18 protein-coding genes are annotated in these 20,295 nt (G+C 64.6%); 12 read left to right on the top strand and 6 right to left on the bottom strand.

Annotated elements, in window-relative coordinates:
- Positions 1 to 174 precede the first annotated feature (174 nt).
- Positions 175 to 2,022, top strand: coding sequence for a calcineurin-like phosphoesterase C-terminal domain-containing protein (locus tag M2368_RS12505; protein ID WP_426735662.1), 1,848 nt, complete (start codon positions 175 to 177; stop codon positions 2,020 to 2,022).
- A 150-nt stretch (positions 2,023 to 2,172) separates the two neighbouring features.
- Entirely contained in the window at positions 2,173 to 3,144 is a 972-nt protein-coding gene (locus M2368_RS12500) for a D-2-hydroxyacid dehydrogenase family protein (protein ID WP_498724545.1), read from the top strand.
- Here the strand turns inward: M2368_RS12500 and M2368_RS12495 are convergent.
- Entirely contained in the window at positions 3,113 to 3,826 is a 714-nt protein-coding gene (locus M2368_RS12495) for a phosphatase PAP2 family protein (protein ID WP_332727251.1), read from the bottom strand. The two genes, M2368_RS12500 and M2368_RS12495, sit on opposite strands and share 32 nt — an antisense overlap.
- Before the next feature lie 63 nt (positions 3,827 to 3,889).
- Here M2368_RS12495 and M2368_RS12490 point away from each other — a divergent pair, with 63 nt between their 5' ends.
- From M2368_RS12490 to M2368_RS12465, 6 genes are all read left to right on the top strand, one after another.
- A complete protein-coding gene (locus M2368_RS12490) occupies positions 3,890 to 4,348 on the top strand; it encodes a 23S rRNA (pseudouridine(1915)-N(3))-methyltransferase RlmH (protein ID WP_208294271.1) in 459 nt (152 codons plus the stop codon).
- A gap of 63 nt (positions 4,349 to 4,411) precedes the next feature.
- On the top strand, positions 4,412 to 4,876 hold the full coding sequence (locus M2368_RS12485) for a hypothetical protein (protein WP_402697321.1): 465 nt from the start codon (positions 4,412 to 4,414) through the stop codon (positions 4,874 to 4,876).
- A 3-nt stretch (positions 4,877 to 4,879) separates the two neighbouring features.
- Positions 4,880 to 5,341, top strand: a complete 462-nt coding sequence (locus M2368_RS12480) for a hypothetical protein (protein WP_133834373.1) — start codon at positions 4,880 to 4,882, stop codon at positions 5,339 to 5,341.
- Positions 5,325 to 5,627, top strand: a complete 303-nt coding sequence (locus M2368_RS12475; RefSeq protein ID WP_105658582.1) for a transcriptional regulator — start codon at positions 5,325 to 5,327, stop codon at positions 5,625 to 5,627. The genes M2368_RS12480 and M2368_RS12475 overlap by 17 nt, the downstream gene beginning before the upstream one ends.
- Before the next feature lie 39 nt (positions 5,628 to 5,666).
- Positions 5,667 to 10,331, top strand: a complete 4,665-nt coding sequence (locus M2368_RS12470) for an ATP-dependent helicase (RefSeq protein WP_402697319.1) — start codon at positions 5,667 to 5,669, stop codon at positions 10,329 to 10,331.
- A gap of 24 nt (positions 10,332 to 10,355) precedes the next feature.
- A complete protein-coding gene (locus M2368_RS12465; RefSeq protein ID WP_105658584.1) occupies positions 10,356 to 11,180 on the top strand; it encodes a DNA-formamidopyrimidine glycosylase family protein in 825 nt (274 codons plus the stop codon).
- A gap of 22 nt (positions 11,181 to 11,202) precedes the next feature.
- Here M2368_RS12465 and M2368_RS12460 read toward each other — a convergent pair whose 3' ends face one another.
- Positions 11,203 to 12,039 carry a PhzF family phenazine biosynthesis protein gene (locus M2368_RS12460; protein ID WP_498724544.1) on the bottom strand — a complete coding sequence of 279 codons (837 nt, stop codon included), beginning with the start codon at positions 12,037 to 12,039 and terminating at the stop codon, positions 11,203 to 11,205.
- 60 nt (positions 12,040 to 12,099) lie between these two features.
- Between M2368_RS12460 and M2368_RS12455 the strand changes: the two genes are divergently transcribed.
- Both M2368_RS12455 and M2368_RS12450 read left to right on the top strand, forming a co-directional pair.
- Positions 12,100 to 13,122: a pseudouridine synthase gene (locus M2368_RS12455; RefSeq protein ID WP_332594858.1), complete on the top strand. Its 1,023-nt coding sequence runs from the start codon at positions 12,100 to 12,102 to the stop codon at positions 13,120 to 13,122.
- Between the two features lie 48 nt (positions 13,123 to 13,170).
- Entirely contained in the window at positions 13,171 to 14,094 is a 924-nt protein-coding gene (locus tag M2368_RS12450; RefSeq protein ID WP_402697316.1) for a hypothetical protein, read from the top strand.
- Between the two features lie 25 nt (positions 14,095 to 14,119).
- On the opposite strand, the gene M2368_RS12445 is transcribed toward M2368_RS12450, so the two are convergent.
- Together M2368_RS12445 and M2368_RS12440 are read right to left on the bottom strand one after the other, a co-directional pair.
- Positions 14,120 to 14,896 (bottom strand): SDR family NAD(P)-dependent oxidoreductase, encoded by a 777-nt coding sequence (locus tag M2368_RS12445; protein WP_402697314.1) that lies wholly within the window; start codon positions 14,894 to 14,896, stop codon positions 14,120 to 14,122.
- 138 nt (positions 14,897 to 15,034) lie between these two features.
- On the bottom strand, positions 15,035 to 16,483 hold the full coding sequence (locus tag M2368_RS12440; protein WP_133834369.1) for an MDR family MFS transporter: 1,449 nt from the start codon (positions 16,481 to 16,483) through the stop codon (positions 15,035 to 15,037).
- 209 nt (positions 16,484 to 16,692) lie between these two features.
- On the opposite strand from M2368_RS12440, the gene M2368_RS12435 reads away from it, so the two are divergent.
- Entirely contained in the window at positions 16,693 to 17,232 is a 540-nt protein-coding gene (locus M2368_RS12435; RefSeq protein WP_105658590.1) for an NUDIX hydrolase family protein, read from the top strand.
- Here M2368_RS12435 and M2368_RS12430 read toward each other — a convergent pair.
- A complete protein-coding gene (locus M2368_RS12430; protein ID WP_286134340.1) occupies positions 17,229 to 18,326 on the bottom strand; it encodes an FUSC family protein in 1,098 nt (365 codons plus the stop codon). The genes M2368_RS12435 and M2368_RS12430 overlap by 4 nt on opposite strands.
- A gap of 133 nt (positions 18,327 to 18,459) precedes the next feature.
- Between M2368_RS12430 and tgt the strand changes: the two genes are divergently transcribed.
- Entirely contained in the window at positions 18,460 to 19,758 is a 1,299-nt protein-coding gene (gene tgt, locus M2368_RS12425; protein WP_105658591.1) for a tRNA guanosine(34) transglycosylase Tgt, read from the top strand.
- Between the two features lie 78 nt (positions 19,759 to 19,836).
- On the opposite strand, the gene M2368_RS12420 is transcribed toward tgt, so the two are convergent.
- The gene (locus M2368_RS12420; protein ID WP_105658592.1) at positions 19,837 to 20,292 is read right to left on the bottom strand and encodes a GNAT family N-acetyltransferase; all 456 of its coding nucleotides are present in this window, start codon (positions 20,290 to 20,292) and stop codon (positions 19,837 to 19,839) included.
- Positions 20,293 to 20,295 lie beyond the last annotated feature (3 nt).

Here is a 20,295-nt window from a genome sequence, read left to right as displayed (position 1 = left end):
CCACTTCATTTCACTGGTTCGAAAACAGTAAATCCCGCCAAGACAGTCGATAACTATTTACGGGATCGATTATTAGACATTACCTGAGCAGGGGTTGCAATTCACCTGCCATTGGCACCGTGGAAGACGGCCGGCCAAGGGGCCGGCAGATTGTCCCCACCCGGAGGAACGTTCGTGAAAATCTTCGCTCGACCCGGCAAAACCAATCATCTCACCCCACTGCATCTCACCGCCGGAAGCCTAGTTGCCATTGCAGCTTCCACCGCATTCATCGGCGCCACCCCGGAACTCGAGGCAGTGCCGGCAGCCAAGTCCGCCGCGGACTGGAGCTCCTCGGCCTACCGCGGGTCAGTCGAGGTGATCCCGGCAGGAACTGGCCGCAGCGGCACCGCGCAAGAGACGCTCGACGGAGTGGTCTTCGAGGATCGCAACAAGAACTCCACGCAGGATGCCAACGAGCCTGGCCTACCGAACGTCACGGTTTCCAACGGCCGCGACGTCGTGGCCACCGATGGGCAGGGACGCTACGAACTTCCGGCATACAACAACATGACCGCGTTCGTCACCCAGCCCCGGGGCTTCCAGGTTCCGGTCGACGACGACAACGTCGCCCAATTCTTCTACACCCACCTGCCTGAAGGCTCCCCGGACCTGAAGTACGACGGCATCGCCCCGACCGGGCCGCTGCCCGAGGCAGTCAACTTCCCGCTGGTGGCCAGCAGCGCCACGCAATCGCCCGAGCAGAGCTGCGTCATCGGTGCGGATGTGCAGACCTATACCCAGCAGGAAGTCGAGTACGCCAGGGAAGGCGCTTTCGCCGATCTGGCGGCCCGCACCGACTACACCGGCTGCGGCGCCTTGTTCATCGGCGACCTCGTGGGCGATGACCTGAACTTCTTCCACCAGACCCGAGAACTGTCCTCCATGCTCAACGGTCCGGCCCGGTTCCTGCCGGGCAACCACGACATCGACTACGACTCGCTGGACGGGCAGCACGAGTACGATTCCTTCCGCGCCCAGTTCGGTCCGGAGTACTACTCCTACGACACGGGCAAGACTCACGTCATCGCCCTGAGCACCATCGATTACCCGACTGCGGTTCCGGCCAAGAAGAGCGACTACACCTACGATCTGGGCAAGCGCCAGCTGCAGTGGCTGCGCGCGGACCTGGCCGAGGTACCCGAGAACAAGGCCATCGTCCTGGCCGGGCACAGCCCCCTGCTGGAGTTCTTCTACAGCGACGAGCATTCCACCAAGCAGGTCCGGGAGATCTACGAATTGCTGGAAGGACGCGAGGTCGTTTCCCTGGGCGGGCACACCCACATGTCAGAGAACCTGCGCGCCGGGGACCTGATGGATGGCTGGCGCGACGAGGTCGGCGAGGCAGGCCTGCCGTTCACGCACTTGACTGTCCCGGCCATTTCCGGGCAGTGGTATGACGGACGGGTTATCGAGAACGGCTACCCGACTTCCATCCAGCGCGACGGGACCCCTCCGGGAGTGCTCACCTTGGACATCAAGAACACCAGGATCACCGAGCGCTTCACCGTGACCGGCGGGGATGCCAGCAAGCAGATGTCCCTGGGCTTGAACACCCCGGCGTACCGGCAGTGGTACGAGGAGAATCTGGAAAAGGAGCGCGGCACGGTTCCGGCCCTGGATGACCCGTTGGCGGTGAGCCGGCAGGGACTGGCCGAGGACACCTGGCTGACCACGAACTTCTGGATGGGCAGCACCGGCTCCGCTGTCGAGGTCTCCATCGACGGACAGGACCCGGTTGCGGCCGAGCGGACGCAGAAAATGGCCGGCGAACGCCCGCTGTCAGGCGCCGAGTACTCGGATCCGGCGGCCATCGCCGAGCAATTCGTCCATGGCGGCGGCTTCGCCGAGAAGACCAGCCACTTGTGGCGCTTGGAACTGCCAGATGATCTCTCCGTCGGGGCGCACACCGCCACGGTGACTGCCACCGACGTGCATGGGCGTTCTTTCACCGAGGAATTGGATTTCACGGTCATCGGGTAGCGTCATCCTTCGTGCGTGCATGAAAAACTCCCCAAAAGTTGTTGTGACTTTTTCAGTCCAACTTTTGGGGAGCAGTTCAATGAGCAGGCACCAGCTTTTTGTTACGCCCACAGTGGGACAGCATCGGCTGAAGGTGCCTAGGATGAATCCATGCGCATAGCAATCCTGGATGATTACCACAACGTGGCCCGCTCGCTGGCCGATTTCGACGGCCTCGCCGTCGCCCTGGACGCCGAAGTCACTGTCTTCACCGAGCACCTGGGCCACGAGGACAGCACCGTCGTCCAGGCGCTGCAGCCCTTCGACGCCATCGTCGCCATGCGCGAACGCACGCCTTTCCCGGCCGCCCGGCTCAATGCCCTGCCCAACCTGAAGCTGCTGGTCACCACCGGCCGCCGCAACGGATCCATCGACCTGCAGGCTGCCAAGAACCAGGGCATCGTGGTCAGCCACACCGGCTATGTGGCTACCGATGCCGCCGAGCACACCTGGGCGCTGATCCTCAGCGCCGCGCGCCGACTGGACGTGGAGCTGTTTTCCGCGGACCGCCCGCTGGCGGCTGGCTCGGGCTGGCAGACCACTTTCGGACTGGGCCTGTCCGGCAAGACCCTGGGCGTCTACGGCCTGGGAAATCTGGGAGCGAAGGTTGCGAAGGTCGGCTTGGCCTTCGGCATGCGGGTCATCGCCTACAGCCAGAATCTCACCAAGGCCCGCGCCACCGAAGTGGGCGTGGAGCTGGTCTCCGAAGCCGAGCTGTTTTCCACCAGCGACATCGTCACCGTGCACCTGAAGCTCTCGGAGCGCAGCACCGGGGTCATCGGACCCAAGCAGCTGGCTTGGATGCGTCCCGATTCCATCCTGGTCAACACCTCGCGCAGCAGGATCGTGCAGACCGACGCGCTCATCGACGCGCTGGACAGCCGGCAGTTGCACCTGGCCGCGGTGGATGTCTTCGACGTGGAACCGCTGCCGGCCAAGGACCGGCTGGCCGCTACCCGGGGCGTGATTGCCACCCCGCATATCGGCTATGTGACCATCGAGCAGTTCGAGATGTTCTACCGCGACTCGGTGGAAGACATCCGCGCGTGGGCTAGCGGCGCACCGATCCGGGTGCTGGCCTAGGGACCTGCGGCCGCGGCACGAAGTAGTAGTGCAGGATCGCCACGACGGCGGCCCATGCGGCCCCGATCAGCAACCCCACCAGCACGTCAGAGACCCAGTGGTGCCCGATGTAGATTCGGGAAGCTCCCATCGCCAGGACGAATAGCGCCGCGACGATGGAGATCAGGTACGCGTAGCGGCGCAGCCCGTAGATGATCGCCAGGTAGCTGGCGATGCCGATCAGCGCGGCCGAGTTCAGCGTGTGCCCGCTGGGGAACGAAAAGGTCTGCGGCGGCGCCGGGCCTCCGGGAACGCCTTGGGGACGCGGCACCTGGAGGCTTGTCTTGAGAATAACGGTCAGCAGGACCGAGACCAGTGCAGTGAACGCGATGGCCGCCAACGGCCACGCGCTGCGGGTTTTCCAGCACAGCAATGAGGTGATCACCAGCATGATCATGGTCATTCCCGGTGTGGATCCCCAGAAGTACAGGAAGTCGGAGACCGCAAACAGGAACGGCGACTGGTGCTCCAGTGCCCATTGGTAGGCTGGGGCGTCCAGATCCTTGGCCCATCCGCCCGCGTGCAGGGAGACCAGCACCCTGCGGGTGAAGTAGAACATGGCGACGACCAGCCCGAAAATGATCCATAGCACCTGTGCGCCGCGGGAACGTTGGCCTTGCCGGAAATACCATGAGGATCGCATGGCTTCCATCGTATCGGGATGGGCGCGAAGCGCTGAACTCGATCGATGCGGAACAATGGAAGCATGACGATCAAGGTGCTGGCAGTTGGCAAGAAACACGAATCCTGGGTGGACGAGGGTATTTCCCGCTACGGGAAGCGGCTGAAGAAGCCCTTCGACCTCACCTGGCAGCTGCTGAGCCACTCCTCGCGCGAGAACGACGCGGCCCGCACCGAGGAGTCGGCCCGCATCTTGGCGAAAATCGATGACCGCGACTTCGTGGTTCTGCTCGATGAGCGCGGAAAGAACGTGGACTCCCCTGCGCTGGCCAACACCCTGCGCACGCCGATCGATGCTTCGCGCAATGTCGTGATCATCATCGGCGGTGCCTACGGAGTGGACGCATCCGTGCATGCGCGGGCCAATTTCACCTGGTCGCTTTCGAAGCTGGTCTTCCCGCACCAGCTGGTGCGCTTGATCCTCACCGAGCAGCTGTACCGCGCGCAGGACATCCTGGCAGGCGGGAAGTACCATCACGTTTAAGCCATTCCCTTGACTTTCCAATTTGGAAAGACAAGACTTTCCATAACGGAAAGTGGGGAAATCATGGCTGAGGGGCAAGAACGAATCGACAAGCTGACCGCCGCGGAGCGCCTGGCCTCCGCGAACCAGGCCTCGAACAAGATGATCGCTGCCGGCACTTCTTCCCGGGCCACCCTCTTCGTGTACGTGGTGCTCGGGAGCACCGCGATGAGTCTTGAACATGTCATTTCGCCAAAGATGGCTCTGGCGTTATTCGCGGTGGCTGTCGTTGCAGCCCTCGTGCACTACGTGATTATGCGCAGCCGCGCCAAGATGCGCCCTTTGCTCAGCAGCTCGGCAACCTACGGCTGGTACGCGTTCCTGGCGTCAATGATCGTGATGTGCCTGCGCTTTTGGGTCGCCGAGGACCCTTGGAGCATCGGTGCGAAACTAGTCGTCTCCTGCACCGCCTTATGGCATTTGCTTTCCTCCGCGCAAGCGGCATGGGACAAAGACCGTGTGCAAGATGCCCAGGAAATGGCGGTGTAGCAGGTGAGCCATTCGCAGAATCCGCTGCCCGATGAGGCGGCAGAACTACTGTCGCAGGCTGAGCGGTCATCAGCCGACAGTGTCCACTCCACCGAAGCTCCTAGGGCGTTCATGATTGTCTTGGGTATCGTCTCGGCGGCAATCTTTTCGCTCTACGGAGTCATCGACATCGCCCTTTGGTACTGGTCGCCGGTGCTCTTTGTGCCATTGATCGCCTGGTACGCCTACTGGTCGCGACAGCGGCCCAAGTCCCGTCCTGCATTGAGGCACTCGGGCAAATACATCGCTGTCATGCTGTTCATGATGCTCACCCTGCAATTGTGCACCTTCTGGATTCCCCAGACTTGGCTGTTCGCGATACCCAAATTCCTCGCATTGGCCGCTGTCTTCACCGGTTCCCTGTGGATCATGCGCCGCGAAACCATCAAATCCCGCATCAAGGATGGAAATGAACAAGCCATCTAGCAATGCGCAATTCGACGAGCTGATCCATGCACCCATCCGGCTGCGCATTTGCGCCAGCCTCGCCCCGGTGCAGTGGGCAGAATTCGCGCACCTTCGCGGCATCCTCGATGTCGCCGACTCCGTCTTGAGCAAGCACCTCAAGCAGCTCGCCGATGCCGGGTATATCGGCATCGAGCGGTTCACCAAGCTGGGGCGCAGCCATATGCGCGTTTCGCTGACCAAATCCGGACGCCGGGCCTATGTCAGCCATGTGGCGGCCCTGCGGGAGATCACGGCGGGCGGATAATGGCCGATCTTGTCGTTCGCAGACCGTAGTATCGATTCCATGAGCGATGTCCTGTCCCGGTTCGGCGCAGCCACCCGCAAGTGGTTCACCGACGTCTTCTCCGCGCCCACGGTTGCCCAGAGCGGCGCCTGGGAATCCATCTCGGACGGGAAGCACACCCTGGTCATCGCGCCTACTGGCTCGGGCAAGACCCTGGCCGCGTTCCTCTGGGCGCTGGACCGGCTGCACCACGCGGAACTTGACGCTCCAGCATTGCCGGGGATGGACTCCGATGCCGATCATCCAGCAGGCAATGGCACCAAGGTGCTCTACATTTCTCCGCTGAAGGCCCTCGGGGTCGACGTGGAGCGCAACCTGCGTTCTCCGCTCGCTGGCATCCGCGCCACCGCGCACGAAATGGGCTTGTCCCAGCCGTCGGTGTCGGTGGGAGTGCGCTCGGGAGACACCCCGGCCAACGACCGGCGCAAGCTGCTCAAGGACCCGCCCGAAATCCTGATCACCACGCCCGAGTCGCTGTACCTGATGCTCACCAGCCAAGCACGCAAGTCCCTGGCCCAGGTGCATACGGTCATCATCGATGAGGTCCACGCGATTGCCAATACCAAGCGCGGAACCCATTTGGCCCTGTCCCTAGAACGGCTCGACGCGCTGCTGCCCGCCCCGGCCCAGCGCATCGGGCTCTCTGCCACCGTCGAGCCGCCCGAAGAAGTGGCCCGCTTCCTGGCCGGCTCCGCCCCGGTGAACATCGTGCGCCCGCCGTCCACCAAGAAATGGGAGTTGGCGGTGCGCGTCCCGGTGGAAGACATGACCGACCTGCCTTCCGCGGCCGGAGCGCATGATCTGGGTCCGGGTTCCTCCCCCGCGGCGTCGGCGAGCATCTGGCCGCATGTGGAGAACCAGCTGGTGGATCTGGTGCTGGACAACCATTCGACCATCATCTTCGCCAACTCCCGCCGGCTGGCCGAGCGGCTGACCGGACGGCTGAACGAAATCTACGCCGAACGCGAGGGATTCAGCGCCGAGGATGCTTCCACCTCCACCCCTGCCGCGATGATGGCCCAGGCCGGTTCCACCGCTGCCGCGCACCCGGAAGCTCCGTTACTGGCCCGTGCCCACCACGGCTCGGTGTCCAAGGATTCGCGCGCCCAGATCGAGGAAGACCTGAAGATGGGCAAGCTGCGCGCCGTGGTGGCCACCAGCTCCCTGGAACTCGGCATCGACATGGGGCTGGTGGATCTGGTGATCCAGGTCGAATCCCCGAACTCGGTCTCCTCGGGGCTGCAGCGCGTGGGCCGTGCCGGGCACCAGGTCGGCTCGGTCTCCCGGGGCGCTTTCTTCCCCAAGCACCGGGCGGACCTGCTCTCTACCGCCCTGGTGGTCACCCGCATGCGCCAAGGAGCCATCGAGAAGATGGTGATCCCCGCCAACCCGCTGGATGTGCTGGCGCAGCAGACCCTGGCCGCGGTGGCCATGGACGACTTGGACGTAGAGCAATGGTTCGACACCGTGCGCCGCGCCGCCCCCTACCAGCAGCTGCCGCGCAGCGCCTATCTGGCCACCTTGGACATGCTCTCGGGCAAGTACCCTTCGGATGAATTCGCCACGCTCAAGCCGCGGCTGATCTGGGACCGGGATGCCGGCACCCTCACCGCCCGGCCCGGGGCGCAGCGCCTGGCCGTGATTTCCGGCGGCACCATCCCGGACCGCGGGCTGTTCGGGGTTTTCCTGGCCGGATCCGAGGATGACAAGGCGCCCAAGCGCGTGGGCGAGCTGGACGAGGAAATGGTCTACGAATCGCGCGTCGGAGACATTTTCGCCCTCGGGGCGACCAGCTGGCGCATCGAGGACATCACCCACGACCGGGTGCTGGTCACCCCGGCCTTCGGCCAGCCCGGAAAGCTGCCCTTCTGGCACGGCGACGGGCTGGGACGCCCGGTGGAACTCGGGGCGGCGCTGGGCGAATTCACCACGAAGCTGCTGGCCAGCGAACGCACCGAAGCGGCCGAAGTGCTGCACGGCAGCGGGCTGGATCCGTTCGCCGCGAACAATCTGCTCAACTACCTGGACGAGCAGCGCCGGGCCACCGGCCAGGTGCCCAACCACCAGAATTTCGTGGTCGAGCGCTTCCACGATGAACTGGGCGACTGGCGGGTCATCCTGCACTCCCCGTTCGGCTTGGCCGTGCACGCCCCGTGGGCGCTGGCCGTCGGCGCGCGGGTCCGCGAACGCTGGGGGTTGGACGCCTCGGCGATGGCCGCCGACGACGGGATCGTGCTGCGCATCCCCGCCATGGACGATGAGCCGCCCGGGGCGGACCTCTTCGCCTTCGAAGCCGACGAGATCATCGAGGTGGTCACCTCGCAGGTGGCCAATTCCGCGTTGTTTGCCTCCCGCTTCCGCGAATGCGCCGCCCGCGCGCTGCTGCTGCCGCGGATCAACCCGACCAAGCGCACCCCGCTGTGGCAGCAGCGCCAGCGTGCCAGCCAGCTGCTGGATGTGGCCCGCAACTACCCGGACTTCCCGATCATCCTGGAAACCGTGCGCGAATGCCTGAATGATGTCTATGATCTGCCGGCGCTGTCCAGGATCCTGTCCAGCATCTCCTCGCGGGCCATCCGCCTGGTGGAAGTGACCACCGAGCTGCCTTCGCCCTTCGCCCAATCCCTGCTTTTCGGCTACGTGGCGCAGTTCCTCTACGAATCCGACGCGCCGCTGGCCGAACGCCGCGCCGCCGCCCTGAGCCTGGATCCGGTGCTGCTGGGCGAATTGCTCGGGCGCAACGACGTGCGCGAGGTGCTGGACCCGCAGGTCATCTCGGCCTTGCAGGAGCAGCTGCAGCATCTGGCAGCCAACCGCCGGTTGGCGGGCATGGAAGGCGCCGCGGACCTGCTGCGGCTGCTGGGTCCGCTGGACGCCGGGCAGCTGGCCGCCCGGCTGCGCGATCCGGCCGATGACGAGGCGGCGCTGGATCCTGCCAGCGCCCGGGCCCACGCCGAGGCCCTGGTTTCCACGCGCCGGGCTTTCACCCTGCGCCGCTCCGGCCAGCTGGTGTACGCGGCCATCGAGGATGCCGGCAAGCTGCGCGATGCGCTGGGCACCCCGCTGCCCACCGGCATCCCGGCGGCCTTCCTGGAGCCTGCCACCGCTCCGATCCAGGACCTGGTCTCGCGCTTCGCCCGCACCCACGCCCCGTTCACCCTCGGGGAGCTGGCCGCGCAGCTGGGACTGGGCGTCGCGGTGCTGCGCCCGGTCCTCGACCAGCTGGTGGCCGCCGGCCGCTTGTCGCTGGGGGCCTTCCGCCCGCTGGAGCTCGTCCCCGAAGGCGTGGCCGGCGACGAATACTGCGACGTGGCGGTGCTGCGCACCATCCGCACCCGATCCCTGGCGGCGCTGCGCGCCGAGGTGGAGCCGGTGGACCAGCACACCTACGGGCGCTTCCTGCCGGCCTGGCAGCAGATCGGTTCTTCGCTGCAGGGAGCCGACGGCGCCTATGAAATCGTTGCCCAGCTCGCCGGCGCCGAGGTCCCCGCCTCCGCCCTGGAATCCTTCGTGTTCCCGGCCCGGCTGAGGGGCTACCAGAATTCCTGGCTGGATGAGCTGTGCAGCTCCGGGGATATCCTGATCTGCGGCGCCGGAGCCGCCGGCGGCAAGGACGGCTGGCTGTCGCTGCACACCGCCGAGCATGCAGCGCTGAGCCTTCCCCAGCCCGATGCCAGCGCGCTGCAAGCCCTGGACCTGCGCGTGCTCCAGGCCTTCGAGTCCACCGGCGCCTACTTCGCCGAGGAGCTGGCCGGGCGCATCCACCGCAGCGATGAGCCGGCGGCCAGCAGCCACGAGGTCGCCGAATCCTGCTGGAGGCTGTTCTGGGCCGGGTACATTTCACCGGATACCATGGCGCCGATCCGCGGCTACCTGGCCGGCGGAAGCACCGCGCACAAAATCGCCAAGCCCGCCCCGCGGGCCCGCGCCGCACGATTGAACCGGCTCTCCGGGCTGAACCGGCTGGCCCGGGAACAAGCCGGCGGGCCGGCGCGCGGCTCGCGCGGCGCGGCCCGCTGGTCGCTGCTGCCCGCACCGGTAGCGGACCCCACGATCAGCGCCCACGCCACCGCGGAAATCATGCTGGAACGCTACGGGGTGCTCACCCGCGGCTCGGTGGCCGCCGAGTCGGTGCCCGGCGGCTTCGGCCAGCTCTACCGGGTGCTCTCGAAGCTGGAAGAAGCTGGCCATGCCCGGCGCGGCTACTTCGTCGAGAAGCTCGGCGCCGCCCAGTTCTCCACCTCCACCACCATTGACCGGCTGCGCGGATTCCAGCTGGCCGATGACCCGCGCCGCCAGCCGGTGGCCACGGTGCTGGCTTCCACCGATCCGGCGAACCCCTATGGCGCGGCGCTGGCTTGGCCTGCGACCGAAACCGGGCACCGCCCCGGGCGCAAGGCCGGCGCAATCGTCGGGCTGCTCGACGGGGCCCTGAGCCTCTATCTGGAGCGCGGCGGGCGCACGGTGCTGACCTTCGGGCAGCTGCCCGAGCCGTCCTGGCGCATCCTCGCCACGGCGATGGTCGCCGCGCTGCGCACCGCCCAGGTCGACAAGATCGCCATCGCCACGGTCGACGGGCAGCCGGTGCAGGGCCATCCGGTCGGCGCCGCCCTGCTGGGCGCCGGTTTCTATGCGACGCCCCAAGGCATCCGCTTCCGCCGCTGACCCGCTATCGAAGGAGCGCTGCCCATGCCCGAAGGCGATACCGTCTACCGCGCCACCGCCCGCCTGCACCAGGCGCTGGCCGGCGAAATCCTGCTGGCCTCCGATTTCCGCGTCCCGGCCCTGGCCACCGTGGACGTCGCCGGGTACACGGTGCGCGAGGTCATCCCCCGGGGCAAGCACCTGCTGATGCGCCTGCAGCCGCCGGCTACTGCGAACCCGGCCTTCGCCCAGCCTGCGCTGACCTTGCATTCGCATCTGCTCATGGAAGGGCGCTGGGATCTCTATGCGCCAGGCGAACGCTGGAAGCGCCCGGCGCATACCGCCCGGGTGGTGCTGGAAACAGCAAACGCCAAGGCCGTGGGCTTCGAGATCGCCCAGGTGAAACTGCTGCCAACCGAACAGGAATCCGAGGTGGTCGGCCATCTGGGACCCGACCTGCTCGGGCCGGACTGGGATGCGCAACGGGCGCTGGACAACCTGCGCGCCGATCCGCAGCTGGGCATCGGCCAAGCGCTGCTGGACCAGCGGATCATGGCCGGGGTGGGAAATGTCTACCGCAGCGAGATCCTGTTCCTGCGGCGCGTGCATCCGCTCACCGCGGTGGGCGAGGTGGCCGGCCTGCCGGCATTAATCGAACTGGCCCACCGCTTGCTGGTGGTGAACAAGGACCGGTCGCGGCGGGTGACTACCGGGCAGCCGCGCACCCGCGACCCGCTGTGGGTCTACGGCCGGGCGTCGAAGCCCTGCCTGCGCTGCGGAACCCGCATCGGGCTGCTGCGCATTCCCTCGGCTTCCACCGGTGCCGAGCGGGACTGCTACCTGTGCCCTTCCTGCCAGCCAGCGGCCTAGGCGGCGGGGCGCGGCTGCAAGCCTAGAGGTCGACTTCGCCCTGCACGCAGCTGTTCACGTCGCCTCCCACCCAGACCACGCCGTCCTCCACGCGCAGATGCACCCGGCCCTGGTACCCGATCGCGGTGCCTTGGGCGGCGATGTAGCGTTCGGGAGCCAACCCGGAATCGGCCAGCCACCGGGCCAGGCCCGCATTGAGGCTGCCGGTGGCCGGGTCTTCCCACACTGGGTCCCCGCCGACGAAAGCACGCACTTCGAACTGCGTGCCGGCCCCTGGCTCCTGCGGACCTGCAACCCCGATGGCCAGCGTCCCCAGGGCGTTGGGATCCGGGTCCAAGGCCAGTACCTGCTGCGCACTGGAGAGCCTCACCCCGATCCATTCCGGGCCGTTGACCAGCCATGAGGCATCCTGGATCTGCTCCCGGGGAATCGCCAGTACCTCGGCGATGCGCTGCACCAGCAATTCGGCAACCGGTTCGTAGCGGGTCAGCGGCGGGGCAGCGAACCATAGCCGTTGCGGCTCAACGCGCACCTCCACCAGCCCGGCGGCGCATTCCTGGATGACCCGTCCCTTCTTCTTGGGAACCCCGCCGGCCTTCAGCCAGGCAAAGGCCGAGCCCAGCGTCGGGTGGCCGGCGAAGGGGAATTCCTGGGTGGCAGAGAAGATCCGCACCCGGTAGTCGGCGGCCGGATCCTCCGGTTGCATCAGGAACGTGTTCTCGGCCAGGTTGGTCCACTTGGCAAATCCTTGCATCTGCCCGCTGGCCAGGCCTTCTGCATCGTGGACCACAGCCAAGGGGTTGCCCAGATATGCAGTGGGAGAAAAGACGTCGACTTCGCTGTATTTACGCATGGCCATCGAACCAACCTAGCAGACCGCGGCCTGCGCAGTCCTGGCAAAGATGGGAGAATAGCCCCTATGGCTATGGAATCCCCGCTTCCCGTGCGCAACGGCGTCAATGCAACTCGTCTTCGCCTCCCGCGGACCGGTTCGTGGGCAACTGTCGCAGATTATTTGCTTGAGCGCTTCGGCCATGTGGATCCAGAGGGCATCCTGCGCCGCTTCGATGAGCAGCAGATCGTTGGCTTGGGCGGCACTCCGCTCACCCGCCAGACGCCCCTGGGCGAGCACGAATTCATTTGGTACTACCGTTCCCTGCCGGTAGAAACTCCCATTCCCTTTGAAGCCAGGATCCTGCACCAAGACGAGCATCTGCTGGTCGTGGACAAGCCGCATTTCCTCCCCACCACACCCGGCGGACGCTTCATCCAGGAATCCGCGCTGGTGCGCCTGCGCAACCAGACCGGCATCGATGATTTGGTGCCGATGCACCGGCTGGACCGGGCCACCGCCGGGGTCATTCTTTTCGCGGTGAATCCGGCGACCCGCGGCGATTACCAGATGCTCTTCGAACGCCGCGAGATCGCCAAGCGCTACAAGGCGGTGGTCGCCCTGCAGCCGGGCGAAGGCCTGGAAACTGGACGGGTGCTGCATCCAAATGGGGAGCATTCGCAGGTCAAACCGGAATCCGAGCTGCGTGACCTGCTGCAGCGGATGCCGTTGCTCTTCGAGAACCGGATGGCCAAGGTCAAGGGCCAGCTGCGTTCCATTGTGGAAGAAGGCGAGCCGAACGCCCAGACCCTGGTCAAGCTCGAGGCGATCGGAACGAGCACCGGTTTCCATGCCGGGCTGGAGGTCGCCTTGATGGATCTGGAACCGCGATCGGGCAAGACCCATCAGCTGCGAGTGCACCTGGCTTCCTTGGGCCTGGGCATCATCAATGACGCGTTCTATCCGCGGCTGTGGGATCTGGCCCCGGATGACTACCGGCGCCCGCTGCAATTGCTGGCGCACACCATTTCCTTCACCGATCCGCTGACCGGCCACGCGCGCAGCTTCAGCTCGCAACAGCGGCTACTGGAAGCGCCGTCGGTCCCATAACCCCTTCTCACGGGGGAAGAATTGCCCTAGGCTGGTGCCTATTATCCCGTGACCCGTAAGGATGAAGGCAAGATGGCCGAACACCAGCGGACCCCGCAACTCGATTCCCTGGTGGAGTCGGCCCAGTCTGCCATTGCTTCGGCGGCAGAACGGTCCTCCTTCGTGTTGCCCTACACGGCGCCAGATCATCGCCCCAACCCCGCAGTGGAACCTTTCGACACGGTCCGCGGATACCTCTTGGGCGCGTCGGGCTTATTGCTGCTGCTGACCTCGTTGGCGTTGTCTTCCGGCCTGCATGGACGCGCGCCGTCCAGCCTGCTGGATACCAGCCTGGTGCATTCGGTGTTGTGGCCGGCAACTGCCATCGCGCTGGTCCTGAGCGCCGCGTTTTCGCTGCGCCGCAATCAGCTTTCGGCGCGACGCCAACGAATCATTTCCGTTTATTCGATCCCGGCCACAGCGATGATGGCCTGCGCCATCACCCTGGCCTCCGGGTTCTTGGCCATCAGCGCTGCCATCCTGGCAACCATCGCTTCGCTGCTGTCCCTGTACGGCGTGCTCCAGCTGAACAGGAATACTGCGCGAAACCGCTTGGAGCGCTGGGCAACGGATGCCCCGGTAAGCTTCTTTGCCGGTTCCAGCCTGGTCTATGCCCTGCAACTCTGGTTTGCCGCCGCCGGATGGAATGACGGCGGGCAGGGACTTCCTGCTGTGGTGGTGGCGGCCGGAATTTCAGTGGTTGCCGCCGCCTTCGCCCACTCGGAGCGCGGCCGCCACGCCTTTGCCAGCGGCTTCGGAATCTGCATGATCGCCGCTGCCATCCAGGGCTGGCTCAATGAGTCCGCACCGCTGTGGGTCTGCGCGGTCTGGATCTTCATGGCCTTGCTGGTCTTCCTGATGGCCGAGAACCGCCGGTTCCAGATCAGCCATGCCGAGCACCGTGCGCAGCGCGGCAAGCCCATAGAGTTCTAGGACTGGCCGCGCCCGCCACGGGTGCCTAGCGTGGCGCCATGCGGATGGCTCCATCAAGGCGAATGGTTTCGCCGTTGAGCATCGGGTTGGCCACGATGTGCTCCACCAATGCCGCGTATTCTTCCGGACGTCCAAGACGCGAAGGATGCGGCACCTGGGCTCCGAGCGAGTCCTGGGCAGCCTGCGGCAGGCCGGCCATCATCGGCGTGTGGAAAATGCCCGGTGCGATGGTCATGACGCGGATCTGGTGGTTCGCCAGCTCGCGAGCCAGCGGCAGGGTCATGGCCGCTACTGCTCCCTTGGAGGCCGCATAGGCCGGCTGCCCGATCTGGCCGTCAAAGGCCGCCACCGACGCGGTGTTGATGATGACCCCGCGTTCGGTGGTTCCCTGCTCATCGCTCGGCGCTTCGCTATGCGCCATGGCTTCTGCGGCCAGGCGGATCACGTTGAAGGTGCCGTTGACATTGATGTCCAGCACCTTGGCGAAGCGCTCCAGCGGCAGCACTCCCTCGCGGCCCAGCACCTTGCCTGGTGTTGCCACACCGGCGCAATTGACCAGCACCCGCAGGGTGCCAAGTTCCTTGGCACGTTCGATGCCGGCAGCCACCTGCTGCGCGTCAGTGACATCAGCTGGCACGAAGCGGACATTCGCGCCGATCTCGGCGGCGATTTCATCGCCATCCTCACGCGGCAGGTCGAGTACCACCACATGCCTGGCCCCGGTGGCCAGCTTCTGCGCCGTGGCGCGTCCCAATCCCGATAGGCCGCCGGTGACCAGAGCGACTGAATCCTGCAACTGCATGTTTACCCCTTTGTAGACAGTGGTCTTGTGATCTACATTACTGGCCAGTTGCGTGGAGGCGAAGAATCTTGCCCGCGGGCATGGAAAAACCGCTGGACCCCGCGATGGGATCCAGCGGCTCTTGCACTGTCCTGCAGCCTAGTGGCTCGGAACCGTCGCAGGCTCGGCTTCGACTCCAGCCGATTTCTTCTTGCCGCCAAGCAGGAAACCGATCACCACGATGCCGACGCTGCAGCCGGCACCGATCAGGAAGCCAGGTTGGAAGCCTTCGACCGAAGCGGTCAGCGGATCGCCGCCAGCTGCGATCTTCGCGGCGGTGGATGAGGCGACAACGCCAACCAGCAGGGCGGTGCCCATGGCGCCCGCCAACTGCTGCAAGGTCGAGAGCAGGGCCGAACCGTGCGAGTGCAGGCTGTGCGGCAGCGGGTTCAGCGCAGTGGTGAAGGCCGGGGTGAAGATGAAGGCCAGGCCCAAGCTCATCACCAGGTGCATGACAACCAGCAGCCAGATCGGAGTGTCCACATCCAGGACCACCGCGTAGCCCAGCAGCGAAACCAGCAGCACCAGGGCGCCGGGAACGATCAGCGGACGGGCGCCGACCTTGTCGTAGAGCTTTCCGACCAATGGCGCCAGGACACCCATCAGCAGACCACCCGGGAGCATGATCAAACCGGTGGTCAGGGTTTCAATGCCCAACACGTTGGTGAAGAACATCGGCAGCAGGATGATCACGCCGAACAGCGAAATCATCGAGAACATCATCAGCACCAGCGAAAGGGTGAAAGCCCTGTAGTTCAGCGGACGCAGATCCAGCAGCGCCTTGTCTTCCTTCTGCAGGTTCAGCTGCAGGAAAACGAAAGCGAGCAGGCACAGAATCGCGCCAACAAGGATGCCCAGGTTCAGCGGGGTGACGCCAACCGACAAGCCGCTGAGGCCGTAGACCAGGCCACCGAAACCCGGGATGGCCAGAATCAGCGAAGGAATGGACAGCGGCGTCGAGGCGCCGTCAACGTCCTTGGACAGTCGAGGGGTGCCGATCAGCAGAGCCGCAACCGCGATCGGGATGATCACGATGAACATGAATCGCCACGACAGGTACTGCAAGATCAGTCCGGATACCGTCGGGCCGATGGCCGGGGCTACGGAGATCACGATGGAGACATTGCCCATCAGCACGCCGCGGCGCTCAGCCGGGACCAGATGCAAGATGGTGGTCATCAGCAGCGGCATCATGATGGCGGTGCCGCTGGCCTGGATCACGCGGGCCACCAGCAGGACGCTCAGGCCCGGCGCGAGGGCAGCCAGCAGGGTGCCCAGAGTGAACAGGCCCATGGCCAAGACGAAGACATTGCGGATGCTCATCCGCTGAAGCAGGAAGCCGGTCATTGGAATGACCACGGCCATAGTCAGCATGAAGATGGTTGACAGCCACTGAATCGCGTCAGCGGTGACATTGAATTCATCCATCAGAACAGGCAGGGCCACGTTCATGATGGTCTCGTTCAGGATGACCACGAAGCTGGAAACAATCAGCACCGCAATCGTGGTGAAGTTCTGTTTGCTCAGTCGTTCTGGAGCGTTCGTCACGGCAGGAATCTGCTTCCACGAGGATTCGGAAAAGGAAACGCTATCTGACGCTTGCGGCTGCTTCGCCGGGCAAGAAAGTTCAAATAGCTCTATCGATTTTATCGCTTGGGATTGCGGTGCACTAGGGGTGCAGGAAACCTTATAGGTGAGTTCGGCAACACAGATCCAGCTTCACGGAATGTCGAGGGTTTGTGTACGAAGATAGAACCATGAACGTGCGCACTCCTGACCCATACCCTGGATGGCTCTCCGAAGAAGACCTCTACGAGGCACGGCAGCGCCTGCCCATGCTCTACGTCGAGGCCATTCCCGTGCGCCTGGACCCGCTGGGCTACGTCAACGAGGTGGGCCTGCTGCTCACCGGCGATGATGACGGGCGCATGCTGCGCACCTTCGTTTCGGGGCGAGTGATGTACCGCGAGACCATACGCGCCGCGTTGATCCGCCACATCGAAAAGGACCTGGGCACCATGGTGCTTCCGCAGCTTCCTGCTTCACCGGTGCCCTTCACCGTTGCAGAATACTTCCCGGCGCCGAGCGAAACCGGTCTGACCGATGATCGGCAGCATGCCGTATCCATGTGCTACATCGTGCCGGTTCGCGGCGAGACCAGCCCTCGCTCCGATGCGTTGGAGCTGACCTGGCTTTCGCCCAGCGAAGCGCTCAGCTCGGACATCCAGGGCGAGTTCGCTGGCGGTCGAGAAAATATTCTCCGTCAGGCATTAGCCCATGTCGGAGTGAATATCTAGCCCTGCTGCCCGCTATTTGGAATGATTCCCTGCCGGCGCTTGATGATTGATCCAACCCAGCTTCCCAAGAGCACCCCGAGCATGCCCACGGTGCAGCCGATCAGGGTCTCGACCACGCGGTCGTACATCACCGAGCCGCTCAGGCCCGTCACCAGCGAGACGCCCACGAGCGCCATCGGGGTAATGAAGACCTGCGCCAGGAAATAGTTGCGCATGACCAGCAGCTCGGCCATGAATTGGCATATGGCGATGAAGGCGAGCAGGATCCAGACCTGCGGGTTCAGGAAGATCAAGATCGCCATCAGGACCATGCCTGCCAGGGTGCCGAGCATTCGGTGCACGCCGCGCCGGATGCGCAAGGTCGTGGTGTGCCCGACCAGGGGAACCACCGCGGCCACCATCGCCCAGTAGTTGTGCCCGGCTTCCAGGCTGCTGCCCACGGTATTGGCCAAGGCGCCGGCCACGCCGGCTGTCAGGATGTAGAACAGCCCTTCCCACCAGATGGCCTTGCGGACGTTATCCGATAGTGGCGGCAGCGGGGTGCGCTTCCACAAGCTGGTCCACTGCCCGAGTGCACCGGCCGCACCGATGGCTACCGACAACAAGATCGTCAGGGCCGACACGAGCAGGGCTTCGCCGATTGGCGCGGGGACGGGGATCGAGGCAATTGCCGCGAATGCGAAGATGTGGAACAGCGAACCGCCGGGCCGCAGCCGCATGAAACCCACCAGCACCGAGCAGGCACCGGCCACGAGAGTCGTCGCGCCAACTACTTGCCACTGCTTGATTCCAGGGTCCGAATGGTCGATCCACCAGTGCGAAGCGGCCAGCGCCAGGGCGATTACCGCGAAGAACAAGGCCCCGGAACGCACCTGCATCCGCAACCGGTTCCAGTAGCCGTCCACGCGCCCATACACGCCGGTAAAGGCGCCGAACACGGCAAAGACCACAAGGTCCAGCCGGTCAATCGCGAAGAGCGTGATCAGAGGCGCAAAAACACCGATGCCGGTGCGCAGGCCGATCCAATGGTCCTTGCGGGCAGGCCCCAGCGTAATGAGCGCCTTGGCGGATTCCTTCAGATTCTCCAGACCCACATCTTCCTTCCGTCGCGTTGGACACAACACGTACGCTCCATTATTCGCGCTTTGCCTTGTGAAGCGTTAGGTTTTGGCGCACATTGCCCCTGTCGTTTTCCTCACCGCGCGGTTAATACGGCACACTTGGTACGTGTCCGAAAAGAACTTTGACCCCAGTGCCCCGCATGCCCGCCAGGATGAATTCGGCTTTGAAGTCGGAACCCGGCTGACCGCTCCGGACGGTTCCCCGATGTTGGGACGTACCGGCGTTATCCGTACCCCGCACGGCGACGTCAAGACGCCCGCGTTCATTGCGGTAGGCACCAAAGCTACCGTCAAGGCAGTCACCCCGGTGCAGGTTCAGGAGCTTGGCGCGCAGGCTGTGCTGTCAAACGCCTACCACCTGTATCTTCAGCCAGGCGCGGATATCCTCGATGAAGCTGGCGGACTAGGCAAGTTCATGGGCTGGCAGGGGCCGACCTTCACCGACTCCGGCGGATTCCAGGTCATGAGCCTGGGCTCGGGCTTCAAGAAGGTCATCGACATGAAGTCCGTAGACCAGTCTGGTCCGGACGACGCCGTGGCCCCGGGCAAGGAACGCCTGGCCAATGTGGACGAGGACGGCGTCTGGTTCAAGTCCCATCTCGACGGCACCAAGCACCGCTTCTCCCCTGAGATCTCCATGGGCGTGCAGCACCGGATCGGCGCGGACATCATGTTCGCCTTCGACGAGCTGACCACCTTGCAGAATTCCCGCGGCTACCAGGTCGAGTCCCTGGAGCGCACCCGGCGCTGGGCCGAGCGCTGCATTGCCGAGCACTTTGCATTGACCGACTCCCGCGAAGGCAAGGAATACCAAGCCTTGTTCGGCGTCATCCAGGGCGCCCAGTACGAGGACCTGCGCCGCAAGGCCTGCCAGGACTTGGGGGCCATGGCCTTCGATGGCTTCGGCATCGGCGGCGCCTTGGAGAAGGAAAATCTGGGAACCATCGTCGGCTGGTGCGCCGAAGAGCTTCCAGAGAACAAGCCGCGCCACCTGCTGGGCATTTCCGAGCCAGATGACGTCTTCACCGCGATTGAGAATGGTGCCGATACTTTCGACTGCGTCTCGCCCACTCGCGTTGCGCGCAACTCGGCGTTCTATACCCCCTGGGGCCGTTTCAATCTTTCCGGCGCACGCTACAAGCGGGATTTCACTCCGCTGGTGGAAGGCTGCGAGTGCTATGCCTGTAAGAACTTCACCCGTGCGTACATTCACCACCTGTACAAGGCCAAGGAACTGCTCAGCCACACGTTGATTTCCATCCACAACGAGCAGTTCACTGTTTCGCTGGTTGAATCCGCGCGCCAGGCGATCGAAGATGGAACCTTCTTCGAGCTCAAGGACAAGGTGCTCTCCAGCTACTACGCTGGCGAACCGGATCCGCAGGGCCAGCCGGCCGCCCTGTAGCCAAGGGCCGCAAAGCAGTCGAGGCATCGATTCTCCACGCACTGGGCAGTGCAAGGAGAATCGATGCCTCTGGCTTTTCTAAGCCGAAGCCCTCTGCCCTGCGCGGGTCATCGGCAAATGCATGATCCCGTCGTCGTCATAGTCTTCTCCGGAGCGGAGGAAACCGAACTTTCCGTACCAGCCCTCCAGCTGGGTCTGGGCGCTGAGCTGGATCTCCGCCTCCGGAGCGCAAAGCGCCACGGCACGCTGCATGAGTTCCCCGGCCAGGCCCCGGCCTCGGGCTTCTGCGGCCGTTGCAACCCGCCCAATGCGCGGAGTGCCGCTTGCGCTGTCCATGATTCGCACAGTACACAGCACTTTCCCGTTCTCGGTGGCCACCAGATGCACAGTGCCGGCATCCAGATCGCGGCCATCGATGTCCGGGTAGCACGATCGCTGCTCGACGATGAATACCTCGGCACGCAGTTTCAGTATTGAGTAGAGCAATTCTGCGGAAAGCCCATCGGGCTCGTGGATGGAAATCAAATCGTTCATCCT

The organism is Arthrobacter sp. JUb119 (genome assembly GCF_024807995.1).
Taxonomy (GTDB): domain Bacteria; phylum Actinomycetota; class Actinomycetes; order Actinomycetales; family Micrococcaceae; genus Glutamicibacter.
Note: the sequence above shows the minus strand (reverse complement) of the source record. Positions and strands in the feature narration are given on the sequence as shown.